Below are 16618 nucleotides of genomic sequence, written 5' to 3'. Positions count from 1 at the left end.
ACGATGACCACATGATGGACATACCGTGTCCGTATCGCTAGACGCGGGAGTCCGCCGGCGGACGCCGCGCCGCGCCCCTGAGTATTGTGCTGCGCAGTACGCATGGGAACCATACGCACGCGAACGCAACGCCGCGCCGCACGGCGACGCGCGTGCGACACGGCCCGAAGGAAGGAAGGCCGTCGAAGTGCGAACGATATGGCGCGTATTCACCCGCGACCTGACGCGCATCCTGCGCAACCCGGTCGCCGTCGTGGTCACGCTGGGCGTGGCGATCATCCCGTCGCTGTACGCATGGTTCAACATCCTCGCGAACTGGGACCCGTATTCGGCCACCGGCAACATCCAGGTCGCCGTGGCGAACAACGACCGCGGCGTCGACTCGCCGCTCGTCGGCAGACTGAACGCCGGCAGGCAGGTCGTCACGCAGCTCAGGCGCAACCACCAGCTCGGCTGGCGCTTCGTCGACGAGACGGACGCGCTCGAAGGCATGCAGTCGGGCTCCTACTACGCGGCCATCGTCCTGCCGAAGGACTTCAGCGCCAGTCTCGTCGACGCCGTCACCGACCCGGCGAAACGCCCGAAGATCACCTACTACGTCAACGAGAAGAAGAACGCGATCGCGCCGAAGATCACCGACACCGGCGCCACCGCCATCGACGAGCAGATCAACCAGGCGTTCGTCACCACCGTCGGCAACACCGTCGCCAAGGCGGTGGCGGACGCCGGCGACGACCTCGACCAGGCGACCACGCGCACGCAGGACGACGTGATCGGCGACCTCGACGCCGTCGCCGCGTCCATCCGCAAGGCGAACGCTGCGCTGGCCGACGTCCAGACCACGCTCGACCGATCCGACGGCACCATCGCCGACGCGAAACGCACCACCGCCTCGCTGAAATCCGCGATCGCCGCCGCGCAGCGCACTTCCGCGCAATCGGGCACGCTGCTCGAACGGGCGCAGGCCTCGTCGCAGAAGCTCACCACGACGATGGTCGGCGCACTCGACCAGGGGTCGTCCGACCTGTCCGGCATCGGCGTGAAGGTCAACACCGCCGCCGGGAACGTGACGGACACGCTCAATCGCACACAGGAATCCGTGGACCAGATCCACGGCGCGTTGTCCACGCCGCTCAACGACACGGCCGCCGCGGTCGAAAGCCTCAAGGACGCGCTGCGGCGGGCCGGCATCGACGAGAACACCACCGACCCGGCCGGCCAACGCATCTGGGCGCAGGTGAACGCGCTGGCCGACGCGGTCGCCGCACAGCGGAAGCAGGTCGACGACTTCCAGTCGAACGCCACGCGGTTCATCACCGCCGGCAAGGACGCCACGACGAACCTGTCCGGCGCGGCCGGCTCGGCCGTCAACGGCGGCATCACGGGCCTCAACACGGCGCGCGGCACACTCACCGGCACCATCGCGCCGAGCCTCACCGCCTCGCTCAACAACTTCGCCGCGCTCAACGGCACGCTCGGCGGCACCCTCACCTCGCTGTCCGGCACCATCGACCAGACCGACGGACTGCTCGACCAACTGTCCGGCACCATCGCGCAGACGAAGACCACGGTGTCGGGTACGCGCGACTCGCTCGACCGACTCATCGGCGACGTGAACACCGTGCGCACCGACATCGCCACGCTCGACAGCTCCGCGACCTACCGCGCCGTCAAGGACCGCCTGCATCTGGACGACAAGGAGTTCGGCAAGTTCATGGGCTCGCCGGTCACGCTGAACACGCGCACCGTCTACCCGACCGACAACTACGGTTCGGCGGTCACGCCGTTCTACACGAACCTCGCCCTGTGGGTGGGCGGATTCGTGCTCATCGCCATCTACAAGCTCGAAGTGGACCGCGAGGAGCGCGGCGAACTGCGCCACCTGACCGCCACGCAGGCGTACATGGGGCGCTGGATGCTGCTCGTCTCGATCGGCCTGCTGCAGGCGCTCATCGTGATGATCGGCGACCTCGTGCTCGGCATCCAGTGCGAGCACCCGGTCCTGTTCGTGCTCGCCGGCCTCATATGCTCGTTCGTCTACGTGAACATCATCTACGCGCTGGCGGTCGCGTTCCGGCACATCGGCAAGGCGGTGGCCGTGATCCTCGTCATCGTGCAGATCCCGGGCGCATCCGGCCTCTACCCCATCGAGCTCATGCCCGATTTCTTCCGCGAACTGCACCCGTGGCTGCCGTTCACCTACGGCATCAACGCGATGCGCGGCCCGATCGCCGGCACCTACGCGAACCACTACTGGCTGGATCTGGGCCATCTGCTGTGCTATCTGCCGGTCGCGCTGTTCGTGGGGCTCGTGGTGCGCCGCTACGCGATGAACCTCAACGCGCTGTTCGACCGCCGCCTCGGCGACACCGACCTCATGATCACCGAGCACAATTCGATGGTCAACGAACGGGTGCGGCTCACCTCCACGTTCCGCGTGGCCGCGAACTCCGCCGAACTGCGCGAGTTCGTCAAGCGCCGCGCGCACCGGTTCTTCGACCGCTACCCGAAGATGATCGTCTCCGGCCTGGTGCTGCTCACCGTGCTGCCGTTCCTGTTCCTGCTGCTGCTGTTCTTCACGAAGGCGAAGATCGCGATGCTGTCCGCGTGGATCGCGTCGATCATCGTCATCGACGCGTTCCTCATCATCGTCGAATACACGCGCGAGAACTACGCGCGAGAACTCGGCGTGAGCGCGCTGAACGCCGACCAGTTCCGCGACGTGATGCTCAACGGCTACATCTGGCGGCGCCGGCACGTGGGCGCCCACACGGGCACCCACGCGGCCCCGCCCGCCACTGCGGAACCCGCTCCGGCACCGAATCCGGAGCCGGTTCCGGACGGTATGGGCACCGCGGATACCGAAGACGCCACGGACAGCGTGGACACCGAAGACCTGACCGAACGGCTGCGCGGCGTCTCCGACGCGACGCGGCCCGCCGATACGAAGGGCACGAAGGGAGGCACGCGATGAGGAACATCTGGCGCATCTTCGCACGCGACGTGCAGCAGGCCACGCGCAACGTGATCGCGATCATCGTGGCGATGGGCCTGGTCATCGTGCCGGCCCTGTACGCGTGGTACAACATCGCGGCGAGCTGGAACCCGTACGGCAACACCAAGGCGCTCAAGGTCGCCGTGGCCAACACGGACGCCGGATACAAGTCCGACCTCATGCCCGTCAGGGTCAACGTGGGCGAGACGGTGACGAGCGCGCTGCGCGCCAACCACCAGCTCGACTGGCAGTTCGTGGACAAGGAGAAGGCCATCGACGGCGTGCATTCGGGCACATACTACGCGGCGCTCGTCATTCCCAAAAGCTTCAGCGCCGACATGATGACGCTCTTCTCCCCCAAGATCCGCCACGCGAAGCTCGACTACTACCTCAACGAGAAGATCAACCCGATCGCGCCGCACATCACCGACCAGGGCGCGAGCACGGTCGCCACCACCATCGACCGCACGTTCGTCAAGACGCTGGGGCAGGTGGCGCTGGGACTCGCCTCCAACGTGGCCACCTACGCGGACAGCCTGCAGATGAAGCAGTACATGGACAACGCCACGCAGCACATCACGGCGATGTCCTCGCAGCTCAAGGGGGCGTCGGCGCAGGCGTCGGCGTACGCGGACCTGCTCGGCGCGGCCGACGGCGTCATCGCCTCGACCGACCGGCTGCTCGGGTCGGCCGGCGACAGCGCGGCATCCGCGCGCAAGGCGCTGAAACAGGGGCGGCAGGGGGCGAAAAGCCTCTCCAAGGCGATGTCCGGCGCAGCCGACGGCGTCGACGGGGCGCTGCGCCAGGCCGGCGACGCCTACGACCAGGTCGACCGCCACATCGACGCGGCGTTCGGCGACGTGAACACGCAATCCGGGCAGGTCGCGGCCACGCTCACCGACCTGCAGTCGAAAGTCGGCGCGCAGGCCGAGGCGTACGGCAAATACGCCGACGCGCTGCGTTCGCTCGCCGGCTCGGTGCCGGGCGACGGGGCGGCCGCGCAGGCGGCGCGCGACGCGCTCAACACCGCCGCCGACCAGGCGCAGACCGTGCAACGGCAGCTGAGCGACGCGGCCGCCTCGCTCGGCGACGCGGCGAAACGCGTGACCGACGGCACAGCCGATATGGAGTCGACGCGTCAGGAGCTCAAAACGCAGATCGCGGCCGCGCGCAAGTCGCTGGACGACGCCGCCTCCACCTACCGGTCCACGCTGCGCCCGCAGATCGACGCGCTCACCGCGTCGATGAACGACATGGTCTCGCAGGCCGGCACCGTCATCGACGGGCTGACCGCCACCACGGCGAGCGTGCGGGGCCTGTCCGGCGGCGTCTTGTCGTCCCTGGCCGACGTGCGCTCCACGTTCGACGACACGGCGAGGATGCTGGGCGAATCCGCCACGAAGCTCGACGACCTCAACGCGAAGTTCACCGCCGCGGTGAGCGGCATCGGCGGTTCCGGCTCCGGGGCGGACGGCTCCGGAAGCGGCGTCGACCTGTCCGCGATCACGTCCGCCGACCCGGACGCCATCGCCACGCTGCTGTCCGCACCGGTATCGGTCGACCGCGAGGCGATCTACCCGATCGCGAACTACGGGTCCGCGATGGCGCCGTTCTACACGATCCTGGCGATCTGGGTGGGCGCGATCATCCTCGTCGCGATGCTCAAGGTCGCGATCTCGGACCATGAGAAGGCGAAGATCCTGGGACTCGGCAACGTGCTGCCGCTGGGCGAGGACGTGGGGCTGCGCGACGCGGTGATCATCGGACGGGCCGCCGGGCCGGGCGCGATGCTCGACGTGCTGCGCAAGCCCCATTCGGAATCGCCGGGCAACGCGCGCCGGTTCGGCCTGCGCCTGCACCAGGAGTACTTCGGCCGGTACATGATCTTCGGCACGCTCGCGCTCATGCAAGGCACCCTCGTATGCCTCGGCGACCTGCTGTATCTGGGCGTGCAATGCGAGCACCCGGTCCGGTTCATGATGGTCGGCTGGCTTGCGGCGCTCGTGTTCTCGAACATCGTGTACACGCTCACCGTCTCGTTCGGCGACATCGGCAAGGCGATCGCCGTGGTGCTGCTCGTCATGCAGGTGGCCGGATCGGGCGGCACGTTCCCCGTCGAGACGCTGCCGCCGTTCTTCCAGGCGGTCTCGCACTGGCTGCTGTTCCCGTACGCGGTGGACGCGATGCATTCGGCCATGGCCGGCGCCTACGGCATGGAGTACTGGGTGGCGATGGGCAAGCTCGCCCTGTTCCTGATGCCCTCGCTCGTGCTCGGCCTGGTGCTGCGCAAACCCGTGATCCACCTCAACGACTGGATCATCCGCAACCTCGAAAGCACCAAGGTGATGTAAGGGGCGCATGCCGGAGCCTGTGCGCCGGAAATCGTCGCACGCGGTTTCCCCGCGCGATTTCCCGCATGCGGCTTCGCGAAACGCCCGCGAGGATTCCGGCACGGCACCGCTCGTGTGAATACGGGTTTGCGGTGTCCCCCGACGCCGAAAGCCGAGGGACACCGCAAAGACGAAGACGCTTCGAACACCTAGAACTTGATCGTCCTATACACGCCGTTGCTCGTGCTTCCGCCGACGACCACGATATCGACGCCCGCGATCTGGTCCGGATCGATCTCATCGGAATCGGCGCCCAGATCGATGTAGTGGTTGGAATACACCGCCCACAGCTCCTTTTCGGAGTGAGCGGGGATTGTCTTATCCCCGCTCCCCTCCGAGTTGGCCGAGGAATCCCCATTCTCCGCAAACGATTTGGCCGCCGATTCGCTCTGGTAGAAAGCGGCCGCCTGCAGCTGCTTCAGATTCTTCGCATTGGAGCTTTCGAACATCATGTAGGGCACCGGATACTCCGGCGAGGAATCCGACAACGCTTTGTCACCATCGTTCTTGATCGTGAATTTCACCGCGGTGGCCTGCTTGCCCTTGAAGGCCGTATCGGTGATTGTCACCGTCACCTTGCCTCCGTCATCGAGCCGGCCGGATCCGTTGGACAGGCACTTCAGTTCGATGGTCTTCCAAGCTTCCTTGAAGCTCATGCCGTCTCCGAAACTCACCGAGCTGGGGCTCTCGCACGACGATGAAGTCCCCTGCCCGCTTCCCGTACCGCCGGCCGACGTCTGGCCGCCACAGGCGGCAAGCCCGATAAGCAGACACGCTCCGGCAGCCAGCGCCGCCGTCTTCCTGATCATCCCCATTGCAATCTCTCCTTTGACTGACACTGTCGGGTCAGGAACCAGCATCGGTCGTGGGGGGGGGACTTCTTCCGAAACCCCCGTCAAGCGAATGCGGAAACGTCCATGAACCACAACCGAAACACACCGGCCCCACAGCCGAACACACCCACCGACCCAACACGCGTCCAACACGAGGATCGGGTTCGACCGACCCGCCGCCATGCCTGGTTTACACTGAAATCACCCAATGACACAAAGGAGAAGACCATGGGCGACCCGCAGTACCAGCCTCAAGGAACGCCGCCACAGATGCCCTCGGAGATCCCGAGCCAAGAGGGACGGCCACAACCGGAATACGGCCAATACGCCCCCCCCAATCCCCCTGAGTACAATCAGCAACAACAAGTAGCAGCCCCTTACTACACACAGCCCATGGAACAGGGCGCCGCACAACAAGGCAAAACCATAACGCTCAAGCCTTGGCAACTTATTGTTGGGGCGATCGGTGCGATATTGGCGGGAATGATCATCCTCATCATCATTTCAGTGGCCGCGACGAGCGGTGAGAGCGCCTCAGCTCCGGCCCAATCGGAGACTTCTTCGACAACCGATGGTGCACAGTCGGATAAATCCAAGGAATCCAATACGCCGGCGATGAAAACCATCAGCTATATCACGGTCAAGTATTCCGGTCCCGCAACCGCCGGCACGGAAATCAACGACACTGCGGATGGCATCGACGTGACGGTCCACTATAGCGACGGCAGCAGCAGGGCCGCTACCGAATTCACGGTGAAGAACCCCGGCACGTTGGAGTCGGGCAAGAGTCATGAATTCACTGTCGAATGCCAGGGGCATGAAGCGAGTTTCACCGTCCAGGTAGAGGAAACGGATGATGAGTTCAAGGCTTCGGCCCAGGATATTCCGTTTGACGATCTGGCGCGTAATCCTGATGCCAATATGGGCAAACGAGTGCATTTCCGCGGCAAGATTATTCAGGTGATCGAAGACGGGAATGCGGTGCAATACCGCGTAAGCGTCCAACAAGGCGATTACGGCATTTGGGATTCCGACAAGGTGATCTACGTCGTATACTCACGTTCCGGCAATGACAACCGCCTTCTTAAAGACGACATCGTCGAATTGTGGGGCACTTCCACCGGAACAATCACATATCAATCCACCATGGGCGGGAATATCACCATTCCCAGTGTGATTGCGAAAATCATGCAGATCTCCCAATGACCACTATCGGGTGACGAGCCGAGTTGCTCGGTTCGTCACCCGCTCACGGCCCGCATAATCACAACGCTGGCGGGACGACATAAATGTCGCCCCGCCGATGAGCAAATCGGCCGATCTAATCCAACGATCAAGATGCAGCTCAAACACATGAACCTCCTTTCCCTCGGAGGCCACGTTTCTTCCCGGCATACACCGACACTCTTTCCCATCAAAGTGCCGAAATCCACTGCCCCGCTTATACGCGCGCGGTTTTGTGGGTTATGTGCGCGGTTTTTGGATAACGTGTGCAGTTGGGCCATGTACATGCGCAGTGAGGTTCTGAAGAGCCAACGAATCCGGACACGTGCAATGACTGCGAATGGCGGAATTCCGCCATTCCGCACACAGGCCAATCAGCGAGACCCGCCGGTCTACCAGACCCCACTCCGCACGTACAGTCCGTAACTCCACACGCACATCCAAAACTCCGCAGATATAGCCCCGTGCAGCGCGGCGATGCGGAAAATAAAAAAACCCTCCGGGGTGGAATCCGGAGGGTTTGTGGAGCTGATGGTAATCGAAACCACGACCTCTTCGATGCGAACGAAGCGCTCTACCAACTGAGCTACAGCCCCGTGGTTTGTTGTCTTGCTTCGCAGGACAACTCAGCCTACTTTAGTCGCCGTTCACGAATTCGCAACCCGACACGCCGCACCCATGGCCGCCTCGAGCACAACCATGGCCGCATACGACGGAGCCCGGCCCCATGTGGGGCCGGGCTCCGCTCGGCATCCATTCAAACCGTTACCGAAGTTTCAGGCCTTCGACGCCGGATTCAGGGCCCGATTCGGGGCCATTGGAACCGAAGCCGTCGCTTGCGTTCTCGGCAATTCAGTCCTCGGCGCGCTCGGCGGCCGCGTGATGTGCGGCGGGCTCCTTCTTCTTGCCGAACTTCGCTTTGACCAAGCCGACGATCGTCGGGATCAGGGAGACGGCGAGGATGAGCACGATCACGAGCTCGAAGTGCTTCTGCACGGCGGGGATGTTACCGAAGAAGTAGCCGAGCAGCGTGAACAGGGACGACCAGATGAAGCCGCCGAGCACGGAGAACGGCGTGAAGCGGCGCCAGCGCATGCCGGAGATGCCGGAGATGAACGGCATGAACGTACGGATGAACGGGAAGAAGCGGCCGAGGAACACGGCGAGCGGACCCCACTTCTCGATCATCGCCTCGGTCTTGGCGATGCGCTCCGGCGTCATGGCCTTGACCTTGCCGGAGGCGATGATGCGGCGGCCGAAGAAGTGGCCGATGAAGTAGTTGCACTGGTCGCCGATGATCGGCGCGCACCACACGACGGGCAGCAGGTAGTGCAGCGGCAGCGCGACCTTGCCGGTGGCGGCGTCGGGCGCGGCGAACACGCCGGCCGCGAACAGCAGGGAGTCACCGGGCAGGAACGGGAAGAAGACGACGCCGGTCTCGATGAAGACGATGAGGAAGATGAAGCCCAGGGTGGGCGCGACGCCCATGGCAATCCACCCGGCGATGGCCGCGCGCGGATCCTTCAGCAGCTCGATGATGAAATGTACAAAACCCATGTATTTCCGTGTTTCCTATGTGTTCTCTTGCAGACATAAAGGGGCCGCCGGCAGTCGGACTGACGGCCGCGAATCAACCGTCAATCACCATACCAGCAGCCCCTATAAGAAATCACTCAGAAACGGCGGCGCCCCGCCACCGCGCAGGACCGAGAGCGCCGCGACGGCAAGCGGACTACGCCTCGAGGCGGCGACGCACGATCGCGTCGATCGCCGCCGCGTCGACGCCCTCATAGCCGTCGATGGAGGTGAACTGCGGGCCGTTCGACGTGTCGGTGCGGATCGTGCACGTCTGCGCGATGACGGTTGCCCCGGACGCGGCTCCGGCGGCGAGGCCGACGGGGGTGTCCTCGAACACCGCGCACCTGGCCATGTCCTCGGGCGCGATGCCCAGCTTCGAGGCGGCCAGCAGGTACGGTTCGGGGGACGGCTTGTGCTTGGCGTCGTCGTCGCCGCACACGTACCCGGAGAACAGTCCGGGGGCGGCGGCGAGCACGTTCTCGACGATCGGGCGCGGCGAGGTGCTCACCAGCATGGTCGGTACGCCGGCCTCCTTGAGCGAACGCAGCGTGTCGAGCACGCCGTCGATCCACGGCATGTGCATCTTCTCATGTTCGAACACGTAGGCCTTGAGCTGCACGTCGATCTCCTCCACGGACAGCGTGCACCCGTGTTCGATCATCTTGCGGGCCACGTCGGGCACGGGGGTGCCGGAGCACTCCCAGCCGAGGTCCTCCGTCCAATGGCCTCCGTTGGCCTCGGCGAGCTCGATCTCGCCGTCGTGCCACAGCGGCTCCGAGTCGATGAGCGTGCCATCGAGATCCCAGAACACGGCTTTGAGCAGCATGATTCCTCCGTCCGTCATCAGCGGCCGGGACGGTCCACACACCCGGCCTGCGTTTTCCGTATCAATCTCACCAAAGCAACCCGACAGACACGACACGAATCATCACACAATCGTGCGCGATAATAACAAAACCGCACATCGGGATTCAGCATCCCGCTGTGCGGTCGGTAAAGAAAAAGACGGGGAAACGACGGATGAGCAGGGCCCATCCCGTCACGGTCACGTCGCGTCGGAACCGCCCCGCCCTGGACGTTTACGCCCTTTGCAAGCCCTTACCGGACGCCTACGCGCCGAACCCGTACAGCACCACGGATTTGGCGTCCGGGTCGGACTCCGCATGCCTGTGCGGACGGCCGGGCAGTTCACGCGTCTGCGTGCGGATCGCGCGGCGCCACATGCGCGCGCTGTTGGAGCGTTGCATCTCGATGATATCGCCATCGCGCCCGGCGGCGAACACGCTCTCCTCGCCGGCCGATTGCAGCCTGCGCACCTGACGGCGCAGCTGGCGGTTCTCCTCCTGCAAGGTGAGGATGCGGGTCACGCCCGCCAGATTGATGCCCTCGGATTGGCTCAGCCGTTGCGCCTGCACGAGACGGTCGATGTCACGCAGGCAGTACCGGCGGGCACCGCCCTCCGTGCGCTGCGGCGTGACGAGGCCGACCCGGTCGTATTGGCGCAGGGTCTGGGGGTGGATGTTGGCGACTTCGGCCGCCTGGCCGACGGTGAACACCGGCAGTTCGAGGTCGAAGCCGGCGTCGTCGGCACCGTCGAGGTCGGCGCGTCCGAGCACGATCGCCGTCGCGCACATCGCATACAGCTGGCGCACCTCACGTGCGATCCTCGCCATCATTCACCTCCTGAAAACCACTGATCGCGGCCCCGATGGACCGCGGCGGACCGGCGACGCTGGGCGGGTCACCGCTCGACGTAGTCGCCGGCCGCCTTGTCGAACTCCTTGGCGGCGTGCTTGACGCCCAGACCCGGCTTGGCCGGCACCTGGATCATCACACGGCCGACGAGGTCGCCGGGCGCATTGCCCGTCTGGACGCCCTTGCCGGAAATCCGCACCTCGGCGCCGCTGGACGAGCCGGCGGGCACCTTGAACGTGACGGTCTCGCCGTCGATGTCCTTAGCCTCGACCTTCGCCCCGGCGACGGCCTCGGCGACGCTCACGGGCAGGTCCATGACGAGGTCGTGGCCGCGCATCGTGAACGTGGCGTCGGGCTTCACGTTGACCTGCAGGTACAGGTCGCCGTGCTTGCCGCCGTTGACGCCCGCGTGGCCCTTGCCGGACAGGCGGATCTTCTGCCCGTCCTTCACGCCGGCCGGGATGTGCGTCTTGAACTTGGAGCCGTCCACGGACAGCGACACGGTCGCGCCCTTGGCGGCCTGGCGCAGCGTCAGGCTGATCTTCGAGTTGCGGTCCTTGCCCCGCTTGGGCTGCGGGGCCTCCTCGTAGGGGGAGCCGCCGTACGCACCGGCGTTGCCGTACGCACCGTAGGGCGAGCCGCCCTGCGCGCCGGCGCCGGCCGCGCCGCCGAACATGGAGAAGATGTCGTTGAGGTTCGGGTTGCCGCCGCCGGACGTGGAGAAGCGGATGCGGGAGCCGTTGCCGCCCATGCCGGACGCGCCGCCGAACATCGAACCGAAGATGTCGGAGAATCCGGAGGCGTCGAAGCCGCCCTGGCCGGAGCCGCCGGCGAAGCGGGCGCCGCCCATGCCGAACTGGCGGATCGCATCGTACTTCTGGCGCGAGTCCTTGTTGCTCAGCACGTCGTAGGCCTCGGAGATGTCCTTGAACTTCTCCTCGGCCTCCTTCGTCTTGTTGAGGTCGGGATGGTACTTGCGGGCCAGCTTGCGGTAGGCCTTGGTGATGTCGGAGTCGGAGGCGTCCTTGGAGACACCAAGGACCTTGTAGAAGTCTTTGCTCAGCCATTCGTTCTCAGCCATTCATGTCTCCTTTCGTAAGTCTTGGTGATAGTGAGCAAGCGGCTCCCCTCGATCGGAGGGGAGCCGGGAATATCAGTTGTGCGGGGAGGCGACGACGACGCGGGCGGCGCGGATCACGCGGTCGCCGATGCGGTAGCCGGCCTCCACGACCGTGTCGACGGTCTCCTTCTCGGCCGTATCGTCCGGCTTGTGCAGGATCGCGTCGTGCTTGGTCGGGTCGAACTCCTCGCCGGCCTCGCCGAACTTCTCGACGCCGAACTTCTCGAACGCCTTGTCGATCTTCGCGGCGACGGCCTTGAACGAATCGTCCATCTCGCTGTTGGCGCGGATGCGGTCGATATCGTCGAGCGCGGGCAGCAGCGCGGTGAGCACGTCGATGATGCCGTGCTCGCGGAAGCGCTCCTGCTCCTTCTTCGCGCGGTTGCGGAAGTTGATGAACTCCGCGCGCTCGCGCTGCAGCGCCTCGAGGTAGTCGGCGGCCTCCTTCTTGGCCTGGCCCAGAGGGGTCAGGGTGTCGGAGTCGGCCTTGTCGTCGGAGGCCTTGCCCTCCGGGGCCTTGTCATCGCCCGCGGCGTCCGCGGCACCGGCCGCGTCCGTCCCCTCGGCGGAGGGGGTGGAACCAGCGGCCGCGTTCTGCGAAGCGGCGGCCGCGTCGGCCGGGGTGTCGGCCGGGGCCGACGACGCGGTGTTCTTCGCGTCGTCGGCGTCGGGCAGGTCGTTCAGGTAATCGTCCTTGTTGAACTCAGCCATCGGACGGGACCTTACTTGTTGTCCTTGTCATCGTCGTCCACGACCTCGGCGTCCACCACGTCGTCGTCACCGCCGTTGGAGGCGGAACCGGCGCCCGCGGCACCGGCCGCACCGGCCGCGTCCGCCGCGCCCTGCTGGGCGTAGAGGACCTGGCCGATCTTCTGGGCGGAGGTCATCAGCTCGGTCTGGGCGGTCTTGACCTTCTCGATGTCGTCGCCCTTGAGGGCTTCCTTGAGGGCGTTGACCTTCTCGGTGACCTCGTTGGCGACCTCATCGGACAGCTTGTCCTTGTTGTCGGCGACGAGCTTCTCGGTCTGGTAGGCGAAGGCCTCGGCCTGGTTGCGGGTCTCGGCGTCCTCCTTGCGCTTCTTGTCCTCGGCCTCGTGGGCTTCGGCCTCCTTGACCATGCGGTCGATCTCGTCCTTCGGCAGGCCGGAACCGCCGGTGATGGTCATCGACTGCTCCTTGCCGGTGCCCTTGTCCTTGGCGGACACGTGCACGATGCCGTTGGCGTCGATGTCGAAGGTGACCTCGATCTGCGGGACGCCACGCGGGGCCGGAGCGATGCCGGTCAGCTCGAAGGTGCCCAGCGGCTTGTTGTCGCGCGCGAACTCGCGCTCGCCCTGGTAGACCTGGATCAGCACGGACGGCTGGTTGTCCTCGGCGGTGGAGAACACCTCGGAACGCTTGGTCGGGATGGCGGTGTTGCGGTCGATGAGCTTGGTCATGATGCCGCCCTTGGTCTCGATGCCGAGGGAGAGCGGGGTCACGTCGATGAGCAGGACGTCCTTGCGGTCGCCCTTGATGACGCCGGACTGCACGGCGGCGCCGACGGCGACGACCTCATCCGGGTTGACGGACTGGTTCGCTTCCTTGCCGCCGGTGAGCTCCTTGACGAGCTCCTTGACGGCCGGCATACGGGTGGAGCCGCCGACGAGCACCACGTGGTCGATGTCGCCCACGGAGATGTTCGCGTCGCGCAGCACGTTGTTGAACGGCGTGCGGCAGCGGCCGAGCAGGTCGGAGGTCATTTCCTCGAAGTGCGCACGGGTCAGGGTCTCGTCCAGGTGCACCGGGGTGCCGTCGGGCGTCATGGCCAGGTACTGCATGGAGATGGAGGTGGAGGTCGAGGAGGAGAGTTCCTTCTTGGCCTGCTCCGCGGCTTCCTTCAGACGCTGCAGGGCGATCTTGTCCTTGCTCAGGTCGATGCCGTACTTGTTCTTGACTTCGGTGACGAGCCAGTCGATGATCTTCTGATCCCAATCGTCGCCGCCGAGGTGGTTGTCGCCGTTGGTGGCCTGCACCTGGATGGTGGAGAAGCCGTCCTCGTCCTTGCCGATCTCCAGCAGGGAGACATCGAAGGTGCCGCCGCCGAGGTCGAAGACCAGGATGCGCTCGTCCTCCTTGCCCTTCTCGAGGCCGTAGGCCAGCGCGGCCGCGGTCGGTTCGTTGATGATGCGCAGGACGTTCAGGCCGGCGATCTTGCCGGCGTCCTTGGTGGCCTGACGCTGGGCGTCGTTGAAGTACGCCGGGCAGGTGATGACGGCGTCGGTGACCGGCTCGCCGAGGTAGGCCTCGGCGTCCCTCTTCAGCTTCATCAGGATCTGCGCGGAGATCTCCTGCGGGGTCCACTTCTTGCCGTCGATCTCGACGGTCCAGTCGGTGCCCATGTGACGCTTGACGGAGGAGATGGTGCGGTCGACGTTGGTCACGGCCTGACGCTTGGCGACCTCGCCGACGAGGATCTCGCCGGACTTGGAGAACGCGACCACGGACGGCGTGGTGCGCGCGCCTTCGGCGTTGACGATGACGGTGGGTTCGCCGCCCTCGAGGGTGGCGATGCAGGAATTCGTGGTGCCCAGATCGATACCAACTGCACGTGCCATAATGTGTGCTCCTTTTGTCTTGTTCGTTCTTACGTTCTTCGCTCAGGTTCCGGATGCGATCGGTGCGGCCCGATCGCCCGGCCCTTTGCCGTTCCAAAACTTGAGCCTACACCACTCAACTTCCACTCCGCAAGTTTTATTCCCACATTCGCCACAGAATCTTGAGCGAGTCGCACTCAAGTTCAAAAACGCGAACGGAGCCGGCATCCACGGCGGCACCGGCACCGATGCCGCGACGACAACGTTCGCAGTAAGATGGAACGCCACACGGCAACGCACGAACGAGGAGGAGGAGGACACCATGGGCAAGGCCGATATCCACGACGTGGCCAAGGCGGCCGGCGTCTCCATCTCCACCGTCTCGCGCGCGTTCACGCGCCCCGAGCTCGTCTCCGCGAAGACCCGCGCCAAGGTGCTCGCCGTGGCCGACCAGCTCGACTTCAACATCTCCCGTTCCGCCACCGCGCTCAAGTCCGGCCGCACGAACCGCGTGGCGCTGCTGATGAACGAAAGCATCACCAGCTGGTTCAACACGCAGGTGTTCGCGGGTCTCGAATCGGCGATGCACCCGGCCGGCTACGACATCTCCCTGTTCCAGCACATCGACACGGCGGAGAACCGGCGGGACTTCTTCACCAACCTGCCGATCCGGCGCAACGTGGACGCGGTGGTCGTCGCCTCGTTCGCCATCGACCCGCACGAGGTGGAGCAGCTCCGGCGCATCCACGTGCCGATCGTCGGTATCAACATCCCATCCGACGAGGGGTTCGACGCGTCGGTCAGCATCGACGACGAGGAGGGCATGCGCAAGGCGACGCAGCATCTCATCGGACTCGGTCATCACCGCATCGTCTACCCGTGCTCCGAGGCGGTGAAGAACCTGGACGCCTCGATCGACGCCCGCACGCGCGGGTTCGTCCGCGCATGCGAGGAGGCGGAAGACCGGCACGACATCGACTGGCGGGTGCTCACCGTGCCGCGCGGGCCGGAATTCGTGGATTCCGCGCTGGCGGCCCTGCTCGCGCTCGACGAGTTCCCGGACGCGATCTGCTGCCAGATGGACATGATGGCGATTCCGCTCATGGTCAAGCTGGAACGCTACGGGCACCGCACGCCGCGCGACTATTCGATCATCGGCTTCGACGACAGCCCGTACGCGGACACACTCAATCTCACCACGATGCGGCAGGACCCGTACGCGATGGGCCGCAAGGCGGCGCTCAAGGCGCTCGATCTCATGCAGGGGAAGACGCTCGAGACCCCGCATGAGACGGTCGAGGCGCAGCTCGTCTTGCGCGGCACCGACGCCCCGTATCACGGCTGAACCGAACCGCCACAGCCGCCCGCCGGTCCGCGCCTACAGCAGGCGCACCTACAGCAGACACCCCGCCCACAGCATCAGCGGGTATAGCGCGGCGAACACCCATTTCGCCCACGCACGTCCATCGCGCCCGCGGTAGCCGAGTTCGCCGTTGCGGTAGTGGAGGATGGCGACGCCCACGGCCGGCGTGATGCACATGACCGCGCCCAGCAGGCCCGCGGTGAACATCATCGTGTTCTCGCGCGGCGACAGGAAACGGAACACCAGCACGAACATGAGCGTGAGCACGCCCACGGGCATGACCCTCTGCCGCACCCCGACGTGCAGCAGCAGATCCCACAGCACACCGGCCACGACCACCGCCGCGGCCGCGGCCCGCCACATCGCACCCGCGCATCCCGCGCGGAGCCGGTCGAGCACGACCAGCACGATGAGCGCGACCAGCAGCCCCCACACGGGATTCTGCACGCGCAGGTCGAGCCATCGCCCGGTCGTCAACCGGTCGTAGGCGGGTTCGGCGAGCGCCGCGACCGCACACAGACGCAGCGCGTACCGTCTCACGTCATGCGTGTGCCGCCATCCGTCGAACAGCAGCCACGCGTAGATCGGCACCGCGCACCAGGATGCGGCCTCGCAGACGACCGCGGCCGTCAGAGCGGTCATGTTGTCCGCCGTGGGCGCGCCGAACAGCAGCGGCATGACCGTGGTGGAGGCGACGGACAGCGCCATGAACACCGCGGCGATCGTCTTGAGCCGGAATACGGACAGACCCTTGCGACGTCTGCCGCCCACGGCCTGCTTGCGCTGTCGTTCCATTTCGATGTCGTTCATCATTCCTCCGTTGCGTTCGGGATTCCCGCCCGGC

12 protein-coding genes and 1 tRNA gene are annotated in these 16618 nt (G+C 65.4%); 4 read left to right on the top strand and 9 right to left on the bottom strand.

Annotated elements, in window-relative coordinates; genetic code table 11:
• The first annotated feature begins 187 nt into the window (after window positions 1-187).
• A complete protein-coding gene (locus GFD21_RS05565) occupies window positions 188-2974 on the top strand; it encodes a YhgE/Pip family protein (protein ID WP_163196955.1) in 2787 nt (928 codons plus the stop codon).
• Window positions 2971-5346 carry a YhgE/Pip domain-containing protein gene (locus tag GFD21_RS05560; RefSeq protein ID WP_163196954.1) on the top strand — a complete coding sequence of 792 codons (2376 nt, stop codon included), beginning with the start codon at window positions 2971-2973 and terminating at the stop codon, window positions 5344-5346. Before GFD21_RS05565 ends, GFD21_RS05560 begins: the two co-directional genes overlap by 4 nt.
• A 188-nt stretch (window positions 5347-5534) precedes the next feature.
• On the opposite strand, the gene GFD21_RS05555 is transcribed toward GFD21_RS05560, so the two are convergent.
• A complete protein-coding gene (locus tag GFD21_RS05555) occupies window positions 5535-6200 on the bottom strand; it encodes a hypothetical protein (RefSeq protein ID WP_163196953.1) in 666 nt (221 codons plus the stop codon).
• A gap of 246 nt (window positions 6201-6446) precedes the next feature.
• On the opposite strand from GFD21_RS05555, the gene GFD21_RS05550 reads away from it, so the two are divergent.
• Window positions 6447-7424, top strand: coding sequence for a hypothetical protein (locus tag GFD21_RS05550; RefSeq protein ID WP_163196952.1), 978 nt, complete (start codon window positions 6447-6449; stop codon window positions 7422-7424).
• Between the two features lie 541 nt (window positions 7425-7965).
• Here the strand turns inward: GFD21_RS05550 and GFD21_RS05545 are convergent.
• The 7 genes from GFD21_RS05545 to dnaK all read right to left on the bottom strand — a co-directional run bounded on the left by GFD21_RS05545 (window position 7966) and on the right by dnaK (window position 14432).
• Window positions 7966-8038 (bottom strand) — tRNA-Ala (locus GFD21_RS05545).
• A 256-nt stretch (window positions 8039-8294) separates the two neighbouring features.
• Window positions 8295-8999 (bottom strand): DedA family protein, encoded by a 705-nt coding sequence (locus tag GFD21_RS05540; RefSeq protein WP_163196951.1) that lies wholly within the window; start codon window positions 8997-8999, stop codon window positions 8295-8297.
• 175 nt (window positions 9000-9174) lie between these two features.
• Window positions 9175-9846: an HAD family hydrolase gene (locus GFD21_RS05535; protein WP_163196950.1), complete on the bottom strand. Its 672-nt coding sequence runs from the start codon at window positions 9844-9846 to the stop codon at window positions 9175-9177.
• Between the two features lie 283 nt (window positions 9847-10129).
• Complete coding sequence (locus tag GFD21_RS05530) at window positions 10130-10693, bottom strand: heat shock protein transcriptional repressor HspR (RefSeq protein ID WP_163196949.1); 564 nt, start codon at window positions 10691-10693, stop codon at window positions 10130-10132.
• Window positions 10694-10761: 68 nt separating this feature from the next.
• Entirely contained in the window at window positions 10762-11796 is a 1035-nt protein-coding gene (locus tag GFD21_RS05525) for a DnaJ C-terminal domain-containing protein (RefSeq protein WP_163196948.1), read from the bottom strand.
• A gap of 72 nt (window positions 11797-11868) precedes the next feature.
• Window positions 11869-12546, bottom strand: coding sequence for a nucleotide exchange factor GrpE (gene grpE / locus GFD21_RS05520; protein WP_163196947.1), 678 nt, complete (start codon window positions 12544-12546; stop codon window positions 11869-11871).
• Between the two features lie 11 nt (window positions 12547-12557).
• Entirely contained in the window at window positions 12558-14432 is a 1875-nt protein-coding gene (gene dnaK / locus GFD21_RS05515) for a molecular chaperone DnaK (protein ID WP_163196946.1), read from the bottom strand.
• Between the two features lie 301 nt (window positions 14433-14733).
• On the opposite strand from dnaK, the gene GFD21_RS05510 reads away from it, so the two are divergent.
• Complete coding sequence (locus GFD21_RS05510) at window positions 14734-15756, top strand: LacI family DNA-binding transcriptional regulator (protein ID WP_163196945.1); 1023 nt, start codon at window positions 14734-14736, stop codon at window positions 15754-15756.
• Between the two features lie 48 nt (window positions 15757-15804).
• Here the strand turns inward: GFD21_RS05510 and GFD21_RS05505 are convergent, their stop codons facing one another.
• Window positions 15805-16584, bottom strand: coding sequence for a TraX family protein (locus GFD21_RS05505; protein WP_163196944.1), 780 nt, complete (start codon window positions 16582-16584; stop codon window positions 15805-15807).
• Window positions 16585-16618: the final 34 nt, after the last annotated feature.

The organism is Bifidobacterium platyrrhinorum (assembly GCF_010667645.1).
GTDB classification, from domain to species: domain Bacteria; phylum Actinomycetota; class Actinomycetes; order Actinomycetales; family Bifidobacteriaceae; genus Bifidobacterium; species Bifidobacterium platyrrhinorum.
This window is presented reverse-complemented; position numbering and strand designations above follow the sequence as displayed.

Coding starts and splice junctions, on each gene's coding strand:
- GFD21_RS05560 (WP_163196954.1), top strand. CDS start 2,971: ATGAGGAACATCTGGCGCATCTTCGCACGCGACGTGCAGCAGGCCACG.
- GFD21_RS05555 (WP_163196953.1), bottom strand. CDS start 6,200: ATGGGGATGATCAGGAAGACGGCGGCGCTGGCTGCCGGAGCGTGTCTG.
- GFD21_RS05550 (WP_163196952.1), top strand. CDS start 6,447: ATGGGCGACCCGCAGTACCAGCCTCAAGGAACGCCGCCACAGATGCCC.
- GFD21_RS05540 (WP_163196951.1), bottom strand. CDS start 8,999: ATGGGTTTTGTACATTTCATCATCGAGCTGCTGAAGGATCCGCGCGCG.
- GFD21_RS05535 (WP_163196950.1), bottom strand. CDS start 9,846: ATGCTGCTCAAAGCCGTGTTCTGGGATCTCGATGGCACGCTCATCGAC.
- GFD21_RS05530 (WP_163196949.1), bottom strand. CDS start 10,693: ATGGCGAGGATCGCACGTGAGGTGCGCCAGCTGTATGCGATGTGCGCG.
- GFD21_RS05525 (WP_163196948.1), bottom strand. CDS start 11,796: ATGGCTGAGAACGAATGGCTGAGCAAAGACTTCTACAAGGTCCTTGGT.
- grpE (WP_163196947.1), bottom strand. CDS start 12,546: ATGGCTGAGTTCAACAAGGACGATTACCTGAACGACCTGCCCGACGCC.
- dnaK (WP_163196946.1), bottom strand. CDS start 14,432: ATGGCACGTGCAGTTGGTATCGATCTGGGCACCACGAATTCCTGCATC.
- GFD21_RS05510 (WP_163196945.1), top strand. CDS start 14,734: ATGGGCAAGGCCGATATCCACGACGTGGCCAAGGCGGCCGGCGTCTCC.
- GFD21_RS05505 (WP_163196944.1), bottom strand. CDS start 16,584: ATGAACGACATCGAAATGGAACGACAGCGCAAGCAGGCCGTGGGCGGC.